The organism is Cronobacter condimenti 1330, assembly GCF_001277255.1.
In the GTDB taxonomy this organism is placed as follows: Bacteria; Pseudomonadota; Gammaproteobacteria; order Enterobacterales; family Enterobacteriaceae; genus Cronobacter; species Cronobacter condimenti.
The window spans coordinates 2,454,406-2,471,479 of record NZ_CP012264.1 but is presented as its reverse complement, the minus strand read 5'-3'; the positions used below and the strand labels follow the sequence as shown (position 1 = coordinate 2,471,479).

15 protein-coding genes are annotated in these 17,074 nt (G+C 55.7%); 8 read left to right on the top strand and 7 right to left on the bottom strand.

From position 1 onward, the window contains the following. Positions 1-8: 8 nt before the first annotated feature. Positions 9-1,544, bottom strand: a complete 1,536-nt coding sequence (locus AFK62_RS11200) for a SpoVR family protein (RefSeq protein WP_007674057.1) — start codon at positions 1,542-1,544, stop codon at positions 9-11. Between the two features lie 323 nt (positions 1,545-1,867). Between AFK62_RS11200 and AFK62_RS11195 the strand changes: the two genes are divergently transcribed. After that, entirely contained in the window at positions 1,868-3,166 is a 1,299-nt protein-coding gene (locus AFK62_RS11195; protein WP_007674060.1) for a D-amino acid dehydrogenase, read from the top strand. Positions 3,167-3,178: 12 nt separating this feature from the next. After that, entirely contained in the window at positions 3,179-4,249 is a 1,071-nt protein-coding gene (dadX, locus tag AFK62_RS11190) for a catabolic alanine racemase DadX (protein WP_007674062.1), read from the top strand. Positions 4,250-4,320: 71 nt separating this feature from the next. Here dadX and AFK62_RS11185 read toward each other — a convergent pair whose 3' ends face one another. Together AFK62_RS11185 and AFK62_RS11180 are read right to left on the bottom strand one after the other, a co-directional pair. Next, positions 4,321-6,051, bottom strand: a complete 1,731-nt coding sequence (locus tag AFK62_RS11185) for a potassium/proton antiporter (RefSeq protein ID WP_007674065.1) — start codon at positions 6,049-6,051, stop codon at positions 4,321-4,323. A gap of 243 nt (positions 6,052-6,294) precedes the next feature. Beyond that, positions 6,295-7,200 (bottom strand): LysR substrate-binding domain-containing protein, encoded by a 906-nt coding sequence (locus AFK62_RS11180; RefSeq protein ID WP_032984475.1) that lies wholly within the window; start codon positions 7,198-7,200, stop codon positions 6,295-6,297. A gap of 172 nt (positions 7,201-7,372) precedes the next feature. Here AFK62_RS11180 and AFK62_RS11175 point away from each other — a divergent pair, with 172 nt between their 5' ends. From AFK62_RS11175 to AFK62_RS11160, 3 genes are all read left to right on the top strand, one after another. After that, positions 7,373-8,437, top strand: a complete 1,065-nt coding sequence (locus AFK62_RS11175; protein ID WP_007674073.1) for an aldo/keto reductase — start codon at positions 7,373-7,375, stop codon at positions 8,435-8,437. A gap of 206 nt (positions 8,438-8,643) precedes the next feature. Beyond that, positions 8,644-9,195 (top strand): GNAT family N-acetyltransferase, encoded by a 552-nt coding sequence (locus tag AFK62_RS11170; protein WP_050555032.1) that lies wholly within the window; start codon positions 8,644-8,646, stop codon positions 9,193-9,195. A gap of 443 nt (positions 9,196-9,638) precedes the next feature. Beyond that, entirely contained in the window at positions 9,639-10,328 is a 690-nt protein-coding gene (locus AFK62_RS11160) for a DUF1963 domain-containing protein (RefSeq protein WP_226991906.1), read from the top strand. A gap of 82 nt (positions 10,329-10,410) precedes the next feature. Here AFK62_RS11160 and AFK62_RS11155 read toward each other — a convergent pair whose 3' ends face one another. Continuing rightward, positions 10,411-10,983, bottom strand: coding sequence for a DUF4142 domain-containing protein (locus AFK62_RS11155; RefSeq protein ID WP_007674080.1), 573 nt, complete (start codon positions 10,981-10,983; stop codon positions 10,411-10,413). Between the two features lie 339 nt (positions 10,984-11,322). Between AFK62_RS11155 and AFK62_RS11150 the strand changes: the two genes are divergently transcribed. After that, positions 11,323-11,859, top strand: coding sequence for a hypothetical protein (locus AFK62_RS11150; RefSeq protein WP_007674081.1), 537 nt, complete (start codon positions 11,323-11,325; stop codon positions 11,857-11,859). A gap of 56 nt (positions 11,860-11,915) precedes the next feature. Here AFK62_RS11150 and ldcA read toward each other — a convergent pair whose 3' ends face one another. Beyond that, complete coding sequence (ldcA, locus tag AFK62_RS11145; RefSeq protein WP_007674083.1) at positions 11,916-12,860, bottom strand: muramoyltetrapeptide carboxypeptidase; 945 nt, start codon at positions 12,858-12,860, stop codon at positions 11,916-11,918. A gap of 129 nt (positions 12,861-12,989) precedes the next feature. Between ldcA and emtA the strand changes: the two genes are divergently transcribed. Next, positions 12,990-13,601, top strand: a complete 612-nt coding sequence (emtA, locus tag AFK62_RS11140; RefSeq protein WP_053531908.1) for a membrane-bound lytic murein transglycosylase EmtA — start codon at positions 12,990-12,992, stop codon at positions 13,599-13,601. On the opposite strand, the gene ycgR is transcribed toward emtA, so the two are convergent. Further along, on the bottom strand, positions 13,602-14,333 hold the full coding sequence (gene ycgR / locus AFK62_RS11135; RefSeq protein WP_007674088.1) for a flagellar brake protein YcgR: 732 nt from the start codon (positions 14,331-14,333) through the stop codon (positions 13,602-13,604). 216 nt (positions 14,334-14,549) lie between these two features. Between ycgR and AFK62_RS11130 the strand changes: the two genes are divergently transcribed. Beyond that, the gene (locus tag AFK62_RS11130; RefSeq protein WP_007674091.1) at positions 14,550-14,804 is read left to right on the top strand and encodes a GlsB/YeaQ/YmgE family stress response membrane protein; all 255 of its coding nucleotides are present in this window, start codon (positions 14,550-14,552) and stop codon (positions 14,802-14,804) included. A 61-nt stretch (positions 14,805-14,865) separates the two neighbouring features. Here AFK62_RS11130 and AFK62_RS11125 read toward each other — a convergent pair whose 3' ends face one another. Next, complete coding sequence (locus AFK62_RS11125; RefSeq protein ID WP_007674093.1) at positions 14,866-16,983, bottom strand: TonB-dependent siderophore receptor; 2,118 nt, start codon at positions 16,981-16,983, stop codon at positions 14,866-14,868. Positions 16,984-17,074: the final 91 nt, after the last annotated feature.

Below are 17,074 nucleotides of genomic sequence, written 5' to 3'. Positions count from 1 at the left end.
GCATTCCCTTACAGCGAGTTGATCCTGGGCGGACAACGTTCCAGCAATTCCACACTGCCATCTTCGTTTTGCTGCTCCAGCATCACGTCAAAGCCCCACAGGCGATGCACATGTTTCAGCACTTCACGACGCCCTTTATCAAGCGGCGCGCGGTTTTGCGGAATGTAGCGCAGCGTCAGGGCGCGGTCGCCGCGCAGATTAACGTTCCACACCTGAATATTCGGCTCCAGATTGCTGAGATTGTACTGGGCCGACAGCTCGTTACGAATAGCCCGGTAACCCTCTTCGTTATGGATAGCGGCAATTTCCAGGTAATTGTTGCGATCGTCATCAAGCACGGTGAAAAGGCGGAAATCGCGCATGACTTTCGGCGACAGAAACTGGCTAATAAAGCTCTCGTCTTTAAAATCGCGCATCGCAAAATGCAGCGTTTCCAGCCAGTCGGATCCAGCAATATCCGGGAACCAGTAGCGGTCTTCCTCGGTTGGGTTCTGACAGATGCGTTTAATATCCTGAAACATCGCGAAGCCGAGCGCGTATGGGTTAATACCGCTGTACCACTGGCTGTTATAGGGTGGCTGAAACACCACATTGGTGTGGCTGTGTAAAAACTCCAGCATAAAGCGCTCGGTCACTTTCCCTTCATCGTAAAGGTGATTGAGGATGGTGTAGTGCCAGAAGGTCGCCCAGCCTTCGTTCATGACCTGCGTCTGCTTCTGCGGGTAGAAATACTGGCTCACCTTACGCACAATACGCAGGATCTCGCGCTGCCACGGCTCCAGCAACGGCGCGTTCTTCTCCATAAAGTAGAGCAGGTTTTCCTGCGGCTCGGCCGGGAAGCGATGAGGCATCTCAATGGTTTTTTCCTCTTCGCGGCGCGGCAGCGTACGCCAGAGCATATTGACCTGGCTTTGCAGATACTCTTCACGGCTTTTCTGGCGCGCTTTCTCTTCCTGCAACGAAATCTTCTGCGGACGTTTATAACGATCAACGCCGTAATTCATCAGCGCATGGCAGGAATCCAGCAGCTTTTCGACCTCGTCAACGCCATAGCGCTCTTCGCACTCGGTAATATAGTGACGGGCGAAAATCAGGTAATCGACAATCGAGCTGGCGTCGGTCCAGCTACGGAACAGATAGTTATTTTTGAAAAACGAGTTATGGCCGTAACAGGCATGCGCCATCACCAGCGCCTGCATGGTGATAGTGTTCTCTTCCATCAGATAGGCGATGCACGGATTAGAGTTAATCACAATTTCGTAGGCAAGCCCCTGCTGGCCATGCTTATAAAGCCGCTCGGTTTCAATGAATTTTTTGCCGAAAGACCAGTGCGGGTAGTTAATGGGCATCCCGATGCTGGAATAGGCGTCCATCATCTGTTCGGATGTGATTATCTCAATCTGGTGCGGGTAGGTGTCCAGCCGGTAGAGTTTCGCCACGCGGTCAATCTCGGCGAGATAGACATCCAGCAAGTCAAACGTCCAGTCCGGCCCGTCGCTCAGACGTTGGGTATCCTTCTTCAGGGAATCAGTTACGGTAGCCATCAGCGCGCCCTCATTGTTAGCGGCTCTCATCCGGGGAGAGCCTTAATTTCAAGCATAGATCACCCCCGCCTTATCAGCGCCACGGCAAAAATTTTTTCTGCGCGATTTCCTGAGCCTGCCTGTCGGTAATCGCCGGGTGTGACAGCATTTTATTTTGTCGGGCCGGGAAGGGAAGCAGGAGATCCTGAAAGCGCAGGTGCCGCTGTGGCGGGGAAAGTTGTGAGTCGGCTCACCATAAAAAAGCCATATGTTGAATAATATTTTCTTCTGGGTTATCAATTTGTAATCAGTTAATCATTCTTTAACCTGAGAAGGAAGAAGACATGCATGTAGTCGTGCTGGGGAGTGGGGTCGTCGGCGTCGCCAGCGCCTGGTATTTACGTCAGGCGGGGCACGAAGTGACGGTTATCGATCGCGAGCCGGGCCCGGCGCTGGAAACCAGCGCCGCCAATGCCGGGCAGATCTCGCCTGGTTATGCGGCGCCCTGGGCAGCACCGGGCGTACCGCTGAAAGCGATCAAGTGGATGTTTCAGCGCCACGCGCCGCTGGCGATAAGCCTTGACGGGACGCACTTTCAGCTTAAGTGGATGTGGCAGATGCTGCGCAACTGCGACACCCGCCATTACATGCAGAATAAAGGCCGCATGGTACGCCTTGCGGAATACAGCCGCGACTGCTTAAAAGCCCTGCGCGAATCCACCGGCATCGAGTACGAAGGCCGTCAGGGCGGCACGCTGCAACTCTTTCGCACGGAACAGCAGTATGAAAACGCCTCGCGCGATATCGCCGTGCTTGAGAGCGAAGGCGTGCCGTTCCGCTTGCTGAAAGCCGCCGAACTGGCGCAGGTAGAACCGGCGCTCGCGGAAGTTGCTCATAAGCTCACCGGCGGGCTGCAACTGCCAAATGACGAAACCGGCGATTGCCAGCTCTTTACCACGCGCCTTGCGCAGATGGCGCAAGAGGCTGGCGTCGTGTTTCGCTACAACACGCCGATAGACCGCCTGCTGAGCGAAGGTCAGCGTATTTACGGCGTGAAGTGCGGCGATGAGGTCATCAAAGCCGACGGCTACGTGATGGCGTTCGGATCGTACTCCACCGCCATGCTTAAAGGCGTCGTCGATATCCCGGTCTACCCGCTGAAGGGCTACTCGCTCACGATTCCCATCGCCGATGAAACAGGCGCGCCGGTGTCCACTGTGCTTGATGAAACTTACAAAATCGCGATTACGCGCTTTGATAACCGTATCCGCGTGGGCGGCATGGCGGAAATTGTCGGCTTTAATACCGACCTGCTGAAACCGCGTCAGGAGACGCTGGAGATGGTCGTGCGCGATCTCTACCCGCGCGGCGGGCATATCGAACAGGCCACCTTCTGGACCGGCCTGCGGCCGATGACGCCGGATGGTACGCCAGTGGTCGGGCGCACTGCATTTAAAAACCTGTGGCTCAACACTGGTCACGGCACGCTCGGCTGGACGATGGCCTGCGGCTCCGGCCAGATGCTGAGCGACATTATCTCTGGCCGCACGCCCTCCATTCCGTTTGAGGATCTGTCGGTGGCCCGCTATGCACCGGGCTTTACGCCTTCATCGTCGCACCGCCTGCACGGCGCGCATCCCTGAGAAGGAACGCTCATGTCACGTCCGATACAGGCGAGCCTGGATCTCCAGGCTTTGCGTCACAACCTGGAGGTGGTGCGAAGCGCCGCGCCCCGTTCGCGCGTCTGGTCGGTGGTCAAGGCGAACGCCTATGGCCACGGGCTTGATCGCATCTGGTCTGCGCTCAGTACTACCGATGGTTTCGCCATGCTGAACCTTGAAGAAGCTATTTTACTGCGCGAGCGCGGCTGGAAAGGCCCCATTCTGATGCTGGAAGGCTTCTTCCACGCCGATGAACTGGCGTTATTTGATAAATATCGCCTGACCACCAGCGTGCACAGCAACTGGCAGTTGAAAGCCTTGAATGCCGCGAAGCTTAACGCGCCGCTGGATGTCTATCTCAAAATCAACAGCGGCATGAACCGCTTAGGCTTCGCACCTGAGCGTGTGCACAGCATCTGGCAGCAACTAAAGAGCATTGCGAATGTCGGGCAGCTCACCCTGATGGCGCATTTCGCTGACGCCGATCGCCCGGAAGGGATTGATGAGGCGATGGTGCGCATTGAACAGGCGGCGGAAGGTATCGACGCGCCGCGTTCGCTCGCTAATTCAGCCGCGGCGCTCTGGCATCCGCAGGCGCATTTTGACTGGGTGCGCCCCGGCATCGTGCTGTATGGCGCCTCGCCGAGCGGGCAGTGGCAAGACATCGCCACCAGCGGCCTGCGGCCCGTCATGACGCTTAAGAGCGAAGTGATCGGCATCCAGACGCTTAAGCCTGGCGATACGGTCGGTTACGGCAGCCGCTACCGGGCCGTACGCGAACAGCGCATCGGGATTGTGGTGGGCGGTTACGCTGACGGTTATCCGCGCCACGCGCCGGACGGCACCCCGGTGCTGGTGGACGGCGTGCGCACCGGTATCGTCGGCACGGTATCGATGGATATGCTGGCGGTCGATCTCACGCCCTGTACGCAGGCGGGCATCGGCAGCCCGGTCGAGTTATGGGGCAACGACATTAAAATCGATGATGTTGCCGCGGCCTGCGGTACGGTTGGGTATGAACTGATGTGCGCGCTGGCGCCCCGCGTGCCGGTCAGCACCCACTGAGTACCTGCGCTCACGCATAAAAAAGGGAAACCCGCGGGTTTCCCTTTTTGTTTTCACCTGCGCAGACGGCGTTATTCGTCGTCGTCTTCCGCCACTTTCAGGCCGATGCGGCGGATCTGGTTGTTCTCTTTCTCCGCGACGGTCCACGTCATCCCGGCAAAATCTACCTGGTCGCCCACGACGGGAGCTGCGCCAATCAGCGTCTGCACGACCTCGCCGATCGTGCGGTCTTTATCCACGGCTGACTGATCGTCTAGCCCGTAAATAAACGCCACATCGGAGAACTTCGCGTCAGCTTCGAGAATAAAGTCGCCGAAGAAGCGCTGGTCGAGTGCGACCGGCGGCGACTGGCTGAACAGCTTGCCAAGCGCAGGCAAATCCCGTTCGCGGCCAATCACGCATAATACGTCGCCTTCACGCAGGCGCGTGCTGCCGGTCGGGTGCATCAACTGGTTTTCGCGAAACAACGCCGCAATGCGCGTCTCTTTTGGCATATGCAGATCACGCAGTGCCGCCCCGACGCACCATTTATCAGCGCTGAGCTGATAAACGAACTGCTCCCACGGGTTTTCCGGGTGAATGTCCAGCCCCACGCGCGACTGCGGACGTCCGACTTCCGGCACCACCACTTTAGCCTTTTTCGCGGCCAGGCCGAGCGTAGTGCCCTGGAAGAGCAACGACACCAGCACCACGAAAAACGCCACGTCGAAAAACAGATTCGCGCGATCCAGCCCGGCCATCATCGGGAACACCGCAAGAATAATCGGCACCGCGCCGCGAAGTCCTACCCAGCTAATAAACACACGCTCGCGCAGCGTAAACCCGCGAAACGGCAGTAGTCCGGTAAAGATGGAGAGCGGGCGGGCGATGAAAATCATCCACAGCGAGAGCAGCAGTGCGGGCAGGGCAATCGGCAGCAGATGCGACGGCGTGACCAGTAAGCCCAGCACCAGGAACATGCCGATCTGCGCAAGCCACGCCAGACCGTCGAAGGTTTGCTGAATGCCGTAACGGTTGCGGATAGGGCGGTTACCAAGGACAAATCCACACAGGTACACCGCGAGTATGCCACTGCCGTCGAGCGCTGTGGTCACGGAGAACACCATGATGCCGCCGCTTAACGCGAGCAGGGGATAAAGCCCGGCGGGCAGGGGAATCCGGTTGATCATTTTCAGCAGTAACCAGCCGCCGCCAAGGCCAATCAGGATCCCAAGCCCGAACTGCTGAACGATATGCACCAGGAACATCCAGCTTAATGCGGTTTGATGCTCCTGAATCATGGCGATAAGCGTAATGGTGAGAAATACCGCCATCGGATCGTTACTGCCGGATTCAATCTCAAGGGTGGAGCTGACGCGCTCGTTAAGCCCCTTGCCGCCAAGCAGCGAAAAGACCGCCGCGGCGTCGGTGGAGCCGACAATCGCGCCAATCAGCAAGCCTTCCATGATATCGAGATGAAACAGCCACGCGGCGGCCATGCCGGTCAGCCCGGAGGTGATAAGCACTCCAACGGTTGCAAGCGACAGCGCGGGGCCAAGCGCGACTCTGAAGGAACTCGCCTGGGTGCGCATACCGCCGTCCAGCAGGATCACGGCCAGCGCCAGGTTACTGATGAGATATGCTAGCGGGTAGTTATCAAACGGAATGCCACCCACGCCATCCACGCCCGCAAGCATGCCGATAGCCAGGAAAATCACCAGAATGGGGATACCAAGACGTGACGAGAATGAACTTAACAGGATACTGCAGGTGACCAGTACCGAACCCAGAATAAAAAGACTAATAATCGTCCCGGCGTCCAACGTGCGCGATCTCCTCTGTTGATGGGTTTTTTAAAAAACTTAACATACTAATTATGAATCAATCGGTTTAATTGACATGTTGAATCGCTTTTTCCTGTCTTTTCAATAGAGAATTGCCCTGTCAGCGTAGCAGAAACCCCGGCCGCGCCGCCGGGTGTTTCGCGATGTTTGCCCGGATAACCTGTGTTTTATGCGCTTCCCGACGCACATCTTCACAAGCGGCCTGAATCGCCATGACGGATATCAGGCGAAGTACGGTTGTAAAACGGCTTCGGTCCAGCGCATAAACGCCCGCACGCGCTGCGAGAGATTTCGTCGATGGACAAGGACGAAAGCGGCATCAAGAGGCGCAGGACAATAATCCGGGAGGATCTCAACCAGCGAACCGCGCTGGATATAAGGCGCGAGGCTGGAATAGCCGCCCTGAATTAAGCCTAACCCGGCGAGCCCTGCCTGATGGTACGCCGCTACGCTGTTGACGCTGACCGCTCCCGGAAGCATCAGCGTCTGATAGCCCTCACTGGTCGGATACTCCCACCCCAGGGGCTTTGCGCCGAAATTGCGGAGGTAATGCACCATCCTGTGCCCCTGCCGGGTAAGGTCATCCAGCGTTTGCGGCACGCCAACCCGCGCCAGATAGGCAGGGCTTGCGGCATTGATCATGCGTAATTTCCCAAGTGGCCGGGCAACAAGCGTTTCATCAACGACTGGTCCCAGGCGGATCACACAGTCAAATCCTTCCTGGATGAGATCAACACGACGGTCGGTACTGGAAAGCTCAAGCTCCAGTTCAGGGTGTGCCTCAAGCAGCTGGGGCAGGGCAGGAATGATAATGTTCTCTGCCAGTATCGCCGGCATATCAACCCGTAAACGCCCGCGTAGCGACATGGCACCTGCCGTGAACATGGATGTGAGCTCGTCGGCCTCGGATAGCAGATCGCGTGCGCGGGTATAAAATGCGCGCCCCTCTTCGGTCAGCTGCACGGTTCGGGTTGTCCTGTTGAGAAGCGTCGCGCCTATCTCCTCCTCAAGCTCACGTACCACCACCGAGGCGCGGCCTTTCTGAATCCCAAGGCTTTCGGCGGCCTGCGTAAAACTCTTCATTTCCGCCACGCGCGCAAAAATGATGAGCGGCTCAAGGTTTTTCATTGTTTTCTCCGGGCGTAACAGTCTGTTCATTTTGGCGTTATTTATACCCATATTAATACTTATTACACTGCCTTTACACGCTGTAAATCTGACGAAAGGCGCTGGCCTGTAAGGACACGGCGCTTTGTCCCGGTTTAACAGGCAGAAAATACTTCGGTAAAAGGATAATGCTTTGAAATATAAACAACTTGGCCGTACAGGTATGTTCGTGTCGGAACTGTGCCTTGGCACGATGACGCTCGGCGGTAATGCCGACGCGGGTATGTGGTCATCCATCGGCGCCGTCGCGCAGGAAGAGGCCAACCAGCTTATTGCACACGCGCTTGCGGGCGGCATTAACTTCATTGATACCGCCGATATTTACTCCTTTGGCCAGGCAGAACGTATTACCGGCATCGCCCTGAAAGAACTGGGTGTGGCGCGAAGCGACATTTTTATCGCGACCAAAACGGGAGGCGTGATGGGAAGCGGCCCCAACGATCAGGGGGCATCACGAGGACACATTATGGATGCCGTGTACAGAAGCCTGGAGAGGCTCCAGGTGGACCATATCGATTTATACCAGATCCACGCCAGCGACCCCGTCACGCCGGTGGAAGAAACGTTACGCGCGCTTGACGATTTGACCCGACAAGGGCTGGTGCGCTATGTGGGTGTGTCTAACTGGGCGGCCGGTAAGCTTGGCAAAGCGCTTGGTCTGAGCGAGGCGCTGCACGCCACGCGATTTGAAACGTTGCAGGCGTATTATTCGATTGCCAGCCGCGACATAGAGCGCGAGTTGCTGCCGCTTGCGCGCGAAGAAAACCTGGGGCTTCTCGTCTGGTCGCCGCTGGCAGGGGGATTATTGTCCGGAAAATTCGGGCCAGGCGCTGCGCAGGACAGCAATGCGCGCCGCAGCAACTTTGATTTTCCCCCTGTGGACCGCGACCGGGCCTGGCAGTGCGTTGCCGCAATGCGTGAGATTGCCGACGCGCGTTCGGTATCAGTAAGCCAGATAGCCATCGCCTGGCTCCTTGCCCGCCCGGTTGTCACCAGTGTGATTATCGGCGTAAAACGGCTCGAACAACTCACCGATAATCTGGGTGCCACCGACATTACGCTGACGGCGGAGGAGCTGGCGCAGCTTGACGCGATAAGCGCGTTGCCGCCGCACTACCCGGCATGGATGATTGAACGGCAGGAGACCCTGCGCTATCCCAATGCCGCAGGCGTGCGCCGGGAGAAGAAAACGCTTTAGCATTGCGGGGCTTATTTCAGGCCGGCGACTGGAAGGGCAGGGTGCGCGGGTGCGGGGGCCGCTTCGAGCCAGAAGCGGGTCTTCCTGGAGGCACTGTTTGCCTCCGCGCGCACAGGTCATAGCAAATAACGCATACAGACCTGCAACAAAGAGATATTTCGTTATAAAGTAGGCTGCTTCTTTTTTACTCGAAAAGATTTTATTCCATGCCATTACAAATACGACAAGCCACTCTCGTCGACGCAGCGCTACTCAGTGCGCTGGGTTATCGCATCTATCGTGCTCACTTTACGCAGATGTGGGCCTCAGCGTCAGCAATGAACGATTTTTTAGACGGTGAATATGCGCTGTCTGCGATTGAACGGAGCCTGAAAGACCTCAGCGTGAGTTGGTATGTGGCAGAAACCGATCGCCCAATTGGTTTTGCGAAATTGACATGGGAAAGCACCATACCCGGTACGGAAATCTCAGGGGTGCTTCTTAATAAGCTCTATCTTGACCCTGAAGAGACAAGTAAACGCTACGGTCAGTGCGTGTTTGAAAAAATCACCGAATTTGCCCGCAATAGTGGGAAAGATTTTTTGTGGCTGGAAGTGCTTGAACAAAATACTCGCGCTTATCAGTTTTATAACAAACAGGGCATGCGCTACATGAAAGACACCATTTTTAAAACAGGCTCACAGCAGAGCATACTTAAGATTATGGGAATAACGCTTAAGGCTCGTGCAAATGCCCCGGAAATGCCCCCTGCCCCGTGATTTAATTTTTTAATGGTTAAAACGATGCCACTTCCAGAAAGATGAGACCGACCCGCGTCAGTGGTGAAAAGCGTAATGCACTTGTAAAACCAGCTGACATGTTTCTTTCTAAGATTGATGAAAGTGCTGATGAAGATGATCCCATACTGGCAACCATGATGGATGAATGGAGCAAGCAGGTTGCGTGCCCCTCTATGTTTAGTGATTTCAGAGAGTTTTCCGCGCGGAGCAGTGCCAAAGCCTTTACCCGGATGGCCTTTAATCAGCTGCTTTATACCCGGACTTTTCGTGGCCAGAATGAGTGCAAATTAACCCGTTCATCTGTGACTGCGCAGATAAGGAATCTGAACAAGCCTTCGCACTTTTATTACGTGAGAAAAATTTTGAGCCATCATGACCACATATAATGAACTGCGCGATATCCAGACAATATCTGCAAACGTATGAGAAAAAATATGACACCCGGCAGCGCCCTCGCCTTAGAAGCACTCAACTCTGCATTGCGTCCAGCTTCGGTGGCGCAAGTAGGAGGTTTTCGCCCTCCTGCAGACCCTCTTACCTCCTGGTTTTTAAAGGGCGTTTACCTGCCAGATGAAGGGATACCCTCCTGGAAGGGGCAGCCGATGTTTCCTCTTCTTCAGATTCGTATTGATGAGCTTCCCGTTATTCCTGAACAACTGAAGGGAATCGCTCTTATGGTGCTTTATCACAACAGGGAGCATCATCCATTTGATAATCCTCATGGCGAAGGATGGCTAATCCGGGAATATGCCTCGCTTGAAGGGCTTGAATTATTGCCAGAATCAGACACTCCGTATCGTGCATTTCCTGTTCGTTGGTTGAGCGTCGATGATGATGCTCCCGGCTGGGAAGATGCCTGGGAAATAACCGACCTTTCTGACGTAAATAATGACGAAGAGGCCAGCAACCGCTTCTTTGCAGATTTTAATCGCTACAGCGGAACCAAAGTGGGTGGATATCCAGCAGAGATTCAGCATGGCGTTGGAATTGAAGATTTCGTCTTCCAGGTGGGGTCGGAGGAAAAAGTAAACTGGATGTGGGCAGATAATGGCATCGGCTACTTTCACCGAAAATCAGAGGGGATCTGGACGTTCTCATGTCAGTTTTATTAATGACTTTAGCGCCCCTTTGCTGAAAGCGCATTCACGCCAGGCCGCGGGATCTGATCTCCACTGAACGACCTGGCTTATGACCTTATTTCTTCACCATCTCCTGGGCAGCTTTCAGGTGCTCTTCCACGACCGGCGTGTGCGCATCGGCCAGTGCTTTCACATCCGGATCTTTGATTTTCGTGGCGTCACTCTGGAGTTTCGACAGCACCATTTTATGGTCTTTCGTGCCGGCGTTTTCCATATACGCTTTGTCAAAGGCATCGCCGCTCTGCTTTTCAAGCTTCTCGGCCATCGCCTTGTGTTTGGCGTCCGGCTCAGTCGGCAGCGTCACGCCTTTTTTCTCAGCAACCTCTTTGACTTTATTCAAAGCATCGCTGTGATCGTCGACCATTTTCTGCGCGTAGGCTTTAACATCGCTGCTCTGGGCTTTTTCCAGCGCGATTTTGGCAGCGGCGACTTCGTTGATATTGGCCTGCGCCATGTCCTTCATTGCTTTTTCGTCGCCAGCGCTAAGCTTTGCATTCGATTCCGTCTGGCTTGCGGCATTATTCTGCGCGGTGCTCGCGGGCGTCTGTGCTTGTACACCAACGGTGTTGAACATCGCGGCGACGGCGGATACGACGAGCAATCCTTTCAGAGTATTACGCTTTTGCATCTTATTCTCCTGATGGTCATGGGTAGGGTTAGTATCAGTCAGGAAACCGTGACAGCTCCCATGGAAATGACAACGGCAATGGTCAGTATAGTGCATCAGCGAGTTATGACAGCAGGTTACGCCATATCGCAGGGAAAAGGGGGCAGGAAATAACGCAAGCGAGGCGGCAGGATGGAGTATGGCCCTGTCACGGGGTAAATCGTGGCGCTGGCGCCTGTCTGTGCGCGCCGCCTGAATGCGAGGACGCAGACAGGCGGATTATGGTAGTACCGCCTCTGCGCCAGACGTATTATTTTTAGCTCGTGAATTTGGTGATTTACTTTTTCAAGGATTAAAAGAATGCCACTGCCGGAAAGGATGAGACCGACCAAAGTCAGTAGAAAAAAGATTGGTGAACTCGCAAAGAATGCGCAAATCATTCTTTCTAAAATAGATGAAGGTGCCGATCAGGACGACCCTGGGCTAGTGACCATGATGGCCGAATGGAACCGCCAGGTTTTGCGGCCCTGTACGTTTTCTGATTTCAGAGACTTTTCCTCCTGGACCAGTGCCATCAATTTTACCCGGATGGCCTTTAATCAGGAGACGTTCTACCCGGACTTTACGTGGCCCGAACTCATTCAGATCATTACCTTTATCTGCGACTGCGAGGGCAGTGAATCTGACCAGAACTTCGCGATTTCCCTGCTGGAGAGTAATTTTGTCGGCAATCCGTCGGATCTGATTTTTTGGCCCGACAGCTGGTTTGAAGATGCGGAAATGGCCAATGTTGAGCTCAGCGCCGAAGAAATTGCCGGGTACCTGATGGCTCGCTCCGGCAGGCCGCTTACGGATGCGCCGGACATCGCGTTGCGATATCCGCTCCCGGATAAATAACCCGCTTCAGGCCCACCTTCCCCTGAGCCGCCGCACGGCTCAGGGGCGCATTCACGTCACAGACTTTGCGTAAACCGCAAGGCGGCTTTCGAAGAGAGCACCGGATGACCGCTCAGGCGCAGCTGCGCGCGCTCACCGTCGTGATGTAATTCACCCTGTGCGCCAAGCGGCAGCGTAACGGTTTCCTGCTCGTGGCCGAACGCAAGCCCCGTAAGGACTGGAATGCTTAGGCGCTCGCGCAGCAGCGCGACCACGCTTTCAAGCGTATAGCCGTCGTCATAATCATTTACTGCGCTAGCGCTGAAGCTGCCCAGAATCAGCGCCTTCTGGCGCGCCAGGATCCCGGCGGCGTGCAGTTGCAGCAGCATACGCTCAACGCGGAACGGGTGCTCGTTGATGTCTTCCACCACCAGAATGCCGCCGTCGATAACGGGCATCCACGGCGTGCCGGTAAGGGATGCCAGCATCGCCAGATTGCCGCCCCAGACGGTACCCTCAGCGGTGCAGGGCGCGCCGTCGCTGTGCCACGCGAGCGTATACGCCGGCTCGGTGAGCGCCTGCCAGAAGTGACGCCAGGTAAACGCGTTCATCTCGGGCGCGCCGAAATTCCCGGCCAGCATCGGCCCGCTGAAGGTAATGGTGTTAGCGCGCGCCAGCAGAAGCATCTGCAACGCTGTGAAATCGCTGTGACCGCAAATCAGCAGCGGATTAGCGCGCTGGCGGGCGATGAGCGGGGCAGGGTCGAAGGAGGCCAGCAGGCGGGTCATGCCGTAGCCACCGCGAACCGGCATCACGATAACGTCATTTTCAGACAATGCGCTTAAGGCCTGTAAATCACCAAGACGCTCGTCGTCCCGTCCGGCGAAACGCTGCAGCCGGCGGGTAATAACCTGCTGATTCGCCACCGTTAATCCGGCGTCTTCGAGACGACTGACGCCGCGCCAGGCCGCCTCCTGATTGATGCAATAACCAGAGGGGGCGATGAGATGAATATGGGCCATAACAAATCCTTGCTGACATACCAGGCGAAACCGCTATCATGCCGCTAACCTTAGCGGTTGTCATCCGGACGCCGGCGTGGCGGACGGGGTTGACGCGTCGTGTTGCACTGATATGGAAAGGAAAGTTGCGTGAAATTAAGATGGTTGATGTGGTTAGTCGTATTCCTCGCCGGATGTTCCTCCACGCCGGATTATAAAAACCCACCCTGGAACCCCGAAGTGCCGGTGAAGCGCGCCATGCAGTGGATGCCGATTACCGAAAAAGCGGGAGAGGCCTGGGGCGTAAGCCCGCGGCTGGTGACCGCGATTATCGCGGTGGAATCGGGCGGCAATCCGACGCTTGTCAGTAAGTCGAACGCGGTTGGCCTGATGCAGATTAAAGCCTCCACCGCCGGGCGCGAAGTCTATCGCTATATGGGCTGGAGTGGCCAGCCGTCCTCAGGCGAGCTGAAAAACCCTGAACGGAATATTTCCATTGGCACCGCGTACTTAAGCATTCTTGAGCACGGCGTGCTGAAAGGCATTGCGGAGCCGCAGACGATGCAGTACGCGCTGGTGGTGTCGTATGTGAATGGCGCGGGCGCGCTGCTGCGCACGTTCTCATCCGATCGCCAGACGGCGATTGAGAAGATTAATGGCTTAAGCCCGGATGAGTTTGTCGAACATGTCGCGAAAAATCATCCGGCGCCGCAGGCCCCGCGTTATATCTGGAAGGTTCAACAGGCGATGAACGCCATGTGATCAGCGCACCCGGCTTGCTTTTTCCCGGGCGATACGCTCCAGTGCAAAGATAATGCGCTGGAGCTCGCGCTCTGTGCCTGGGGTGAGGTTTAAGAACCGAAAGCTCAGGCGCGGCGTGGAGATCGTCTCGTTTTTACTGTCCACCACTTTGCGCTCGCTTATCGTCAGCAACTGCGCATCAAAGCGAAATTTTCCCCACTCCAGCAGATCGATTTCCAGCGGCGAGAACTGCATACCCGCTTCCAGCCCTTCCGGCATGGTGCCTTCCAGCAGCGTACCCATACCGCCGAGCGACAGATCCTGTAAACGACCGCGAAACAGTTTGCCGTCCGGCATCCGCGCCAGGCAGTAAAATTGCGGCTGTACCGGCGCGTTAATACGAAAATGCTCGCGGCGCTGGACAAACCATACCGCCTCCGGCAACGGGGCGACAAAGGCAGGCAGATTCTGATATTCACCAACATTCAGCGCAGGCAGATTAAATTCTACCTTGGCGCCCTGGGCTTCAGCGCTGAACTGGATATGCTTCGCTTTTTGCACCGCCTGGTTTTCGCTTTCCTGGCTTCCGAAATCAAGCACCAGCTGTTCCGGCGAGGCATCGAGAATGCGGCTGATAAACTGCCAGCTGCCCCACGACAGGCGGATCGGTGCCTGACTTTTTTGCAAATCGCGTAAAATCCCCAGCACGGCCAGCGGATTTTGCTTCAGAAACTGCTCACTGTAATTGCTCACGTCGCGTGATTCCTTAAAGACTGACAGAGAGATGTGGACGATTATCGGCTCGCACGCCTTAAACTTAAGATTTATCCTAAAATATTTTTATTTCAGTATGAGGATAATCCGAGCTTACCGGAAGAATCTTTATTTATTACCTATACTTGAAACCACTTCGGTTTGCCGCACCTTGCGGCGAGTCATTCAAGACACTTAATCAAGAGGGTGGAGACTATGGGTATTTTGGCCTGGATTGTATTTGGACTTATCGCGGGCATTATTGCCAAACTGATCATGCCGGGCCGCGATGGCGGCGGTTTTATTCTGACCTGTGTGCTCGGTATCGTGGGTGCCGTGGTCGGCGGCTGGCTTGCCACGTTCTTCGGTGTCGGCGGCAGCGTCACGGGCTTTAACCTACCAAGCTTCCTGGTCGCCGTAGTGGGTGCCATTGTCGTGCTGCTGGTGTTCCGTATGCTTCGCAGGGATTAAGCCTCCGTACGACGACGTTGCGTAAATACAAAAAACGGCCCCGAAGGGCCGTTTTTTTCTGTCAGAAATCGTAGCCGACCGTTGCGGTCACGCTGCGCTCTGCTCCCCAGTAACAGTTAGAGGTATAACAGCCGGAGATATAGTCGCGATCGGTGAGGTTGTTCGCCGTCACCTGGACGAACGCGCCCTTAAGCGCGCTGTTCCACGCGCCCAGATCGGCTTTCACCATCGCATCCATTAGCGTCACGGAAGAGACGCGACGGGTATTCTGGTCATCCGCCCACTGCCTGCCGATATAACGCACGCCTGCGCCTGCGCTGATGCCGTAATCGAACTGATAATGTGCCCAGAAGGACGCCATCTGATCTGGTGTCAGTAACGGCGTGTTACCGTCTTTGCCGCCGAGCGAATCTTCAAAGCGTACCCGGTTCCAGGTGTAGCCCGCGATAGTACTAAGGCGCGGCGTCAGCTGGTTACGCGCTTCAATTTCCACGCCCTGCGATTGAACGTTGCCGACAGCCTGATAGCTGGAGGTGGAGATATTTTCATCGCGCTGCGACACATCTTTCTGTTTCAGATCGTACATCGCTATTGTGTACATATCCGACGTGCCCGGCGGCTGGTACTTCAGGCCACCTTCATATTGTTCAGACGTGCTGGGTTTAAGCAAATCGCCGCGGGCATCAAAGAGAATGGACGGGGTGATAGCCTGACTGTAGCTGATATACGGCGACAAACCGTTTTCAAAAGCGTACAGCAGCGAGGCGCGCCCACCGACATGGTCGTCGGCGCGGCGGATAGTGGTGCCTGCGGTATCACTGACCTGTTTAGACACGATGCGGTCATAGCGTCCAGACAGCGTCGCATGCCAGCGGTTCCATTCCAGCTCATCCTGTAAATAAACACCGGTCTGATAATAACGGCGGTTGAAGTCGTTTGTTGAGGTGACCACATGCCCGGTTTTCGGCGTATAACCGGTAAACGGGTTATAGGGCGCGGCGCTGCCGTAGGCACCCTGAATGTCGTTGCGGAAACGATGATATTCCGCGCCCAGCACCAGCGTGTGATCCACCTCGCCCGTGGCAAAGTCAGCCTGTAAACGGTTGTCGGTAGACCAGGCGTTAAGCGACTCTTTATAACCCACATAGCCACGCGTCAGCTGATTGGTGTTGCCAATCCAGCCATTCTGATAAACCTGATCCAGCGAGGCATTGCTGTGGGTGTAGCTCGCGCTGGAATGTACAGACCAGGTATCGTTAAAGCGATGGTCAAACGCGGCACTGTAAATTTGCTGGCGACGGCGATAGCCATCGGCTGGATCGCCTTCGTTATAGGTATGGCTGACTTTGCGGCCATTATGGCCATAAAGCGAACCTTCGGCCGGGGACGAGCCGTGGTAGCCGCCCGACGGATCTTTTTGCAGATAAGCGCTTAACAGCAGGCTGGTGTCGCTGTCCGGTTGCCAGAGCAGGGACGGGGAAATGGCGTAACGCTCTTCACGCGTGTTGTCGTACTGCGTATCGGTATTGCGGGTGATCCCGGTCAGGCGATACGCCCACTGGTCGTTAATGGCATCGGTGTAATCAAACGCTGCGCTTTTGGTGTTCTGCGTGCCAGCAGAAAGCCGGAAATGTCCCTCGGAATTGAACTGGGGCCGCTTTGACGTGAGATTCACCAGACCGCCTGGAATGGTCTGGCCGTAAAGGGCAGAGGACGGCCCTTTAATAATGTCCACGCGCTCAATAAACCACGGGTCGATTTGCAACACGTTATGGCTGCCGCCGTCGCTCATCAGGCGCATGCCGTTGAGGAAAATATTATCGACGTCGCCGCCGTGGAAACCGCGCAGCGCGAGGGCGTCAAAGCGGGTCGCACCGCCGCCCACATTGGAGAAAACCCCCGGCGTGTAATTGAGCGCTTCGGTAAAGGTACTGGCTCCCTGATCTTCCATTTGCTGACGCGTTACCACTGACACTGACTGCGCGGTCGTGATAAGCGGTTTATCGGTTTTGGTCGCGCCGGTACTGCGCCTGACTGTATAGCCTTCGGTGGGTGAGGTCGCGGTTTCGGCGGGGGCGGCGCTTACGGTAATGGTGTCTTCCGCAAGCGTTGCGTGCGGCGCGGCCAGCGCCAGCGCGCACAGCGCCGCGGAGCGTTTCAGGGTTAAAGCCATTTTCATTATGAGATTCTCTGTTTGCCAACTGCATCCTGCGTCACAGGATCGTAACGATACGTAATAAAGAATGCGAATTATTATCGTTAACAACAAG

Coding starts and splice junctions, on each gene's coding strand:
- AFK62_RS11200 (WP_007674057.1), bottom strand. CDS start 1,544: ATGGCTACCGTAACTGATTCCCTGAAGAAGGATACCCAACGTCTGAGC.
- AFK62_RS11195 (WP_007674060.1), top strand. CDS start 1,868: ATGCATGTAGTCGTGCTGGGGAGTGGGGTCGTCGGCGTCGCCAGCGCC.
- dadX (WP_007674062.1), top strand. CDS start 3,179: ATGTCACGTCCGATACAGGCGAGCCTGGATCTCCAGGCTTTGCGTCAC.
- AFK62_RS11180 (WP_032984475.1), bottom strand. CDS start 7,200: ATGAAAAACCTTGAGCCGCTCATCATTTTTGCGCGCGTGGCGGAAATG.
- AFK62_RS11170 (WP_050555032.1), top strand. CDS start 8,644: ATGCCATTACAAATACGACAAGCCACTCTCGTCGACGCAGCGCTACTC.
- AFK62_RS11160 (WP_226991906.1), top strand. CDS start 9,639: ATGAGAAAAAATATGACACCCGGCAGCGCCCTCGCCTTAGAAGCACTC.
- AFK62_RS11155 (WP_007674080.1), bottom strand. CDS start 10,983: ATGCAAAAGCGTAATACTCTGAAAGGATTGCTCGTCGTATCCGCCGTC.
- AFK62_RS11150 (WP_007674081.1), top strand. CDS start 11,323: ATGCCACTGCCGGAAAGGATGAGACCGACCAAAGTCAGTAGAAAAAAG.
- ldcA (WP_007674083.1), bottom strand. CDS start 12,860: ATGGCCCATATTCATCTCATCGCCCCCTCTGGTTATTGCATCAATCAG.
- AFK62_RS11130 (WP_007674091.1), top strand. CDS start 14,550: ATGGGTATTTTGGCCTGGATTGTATTTGGACTTATCGCGGGCATTATT.
- AFK62_RS11125 (WP_007674093.1), bottom strand. CDS start 16,983: ATGAAAATGGCTTTAACCCTGAAACGCTCCGCGGCGCTGTGCGCGCTG.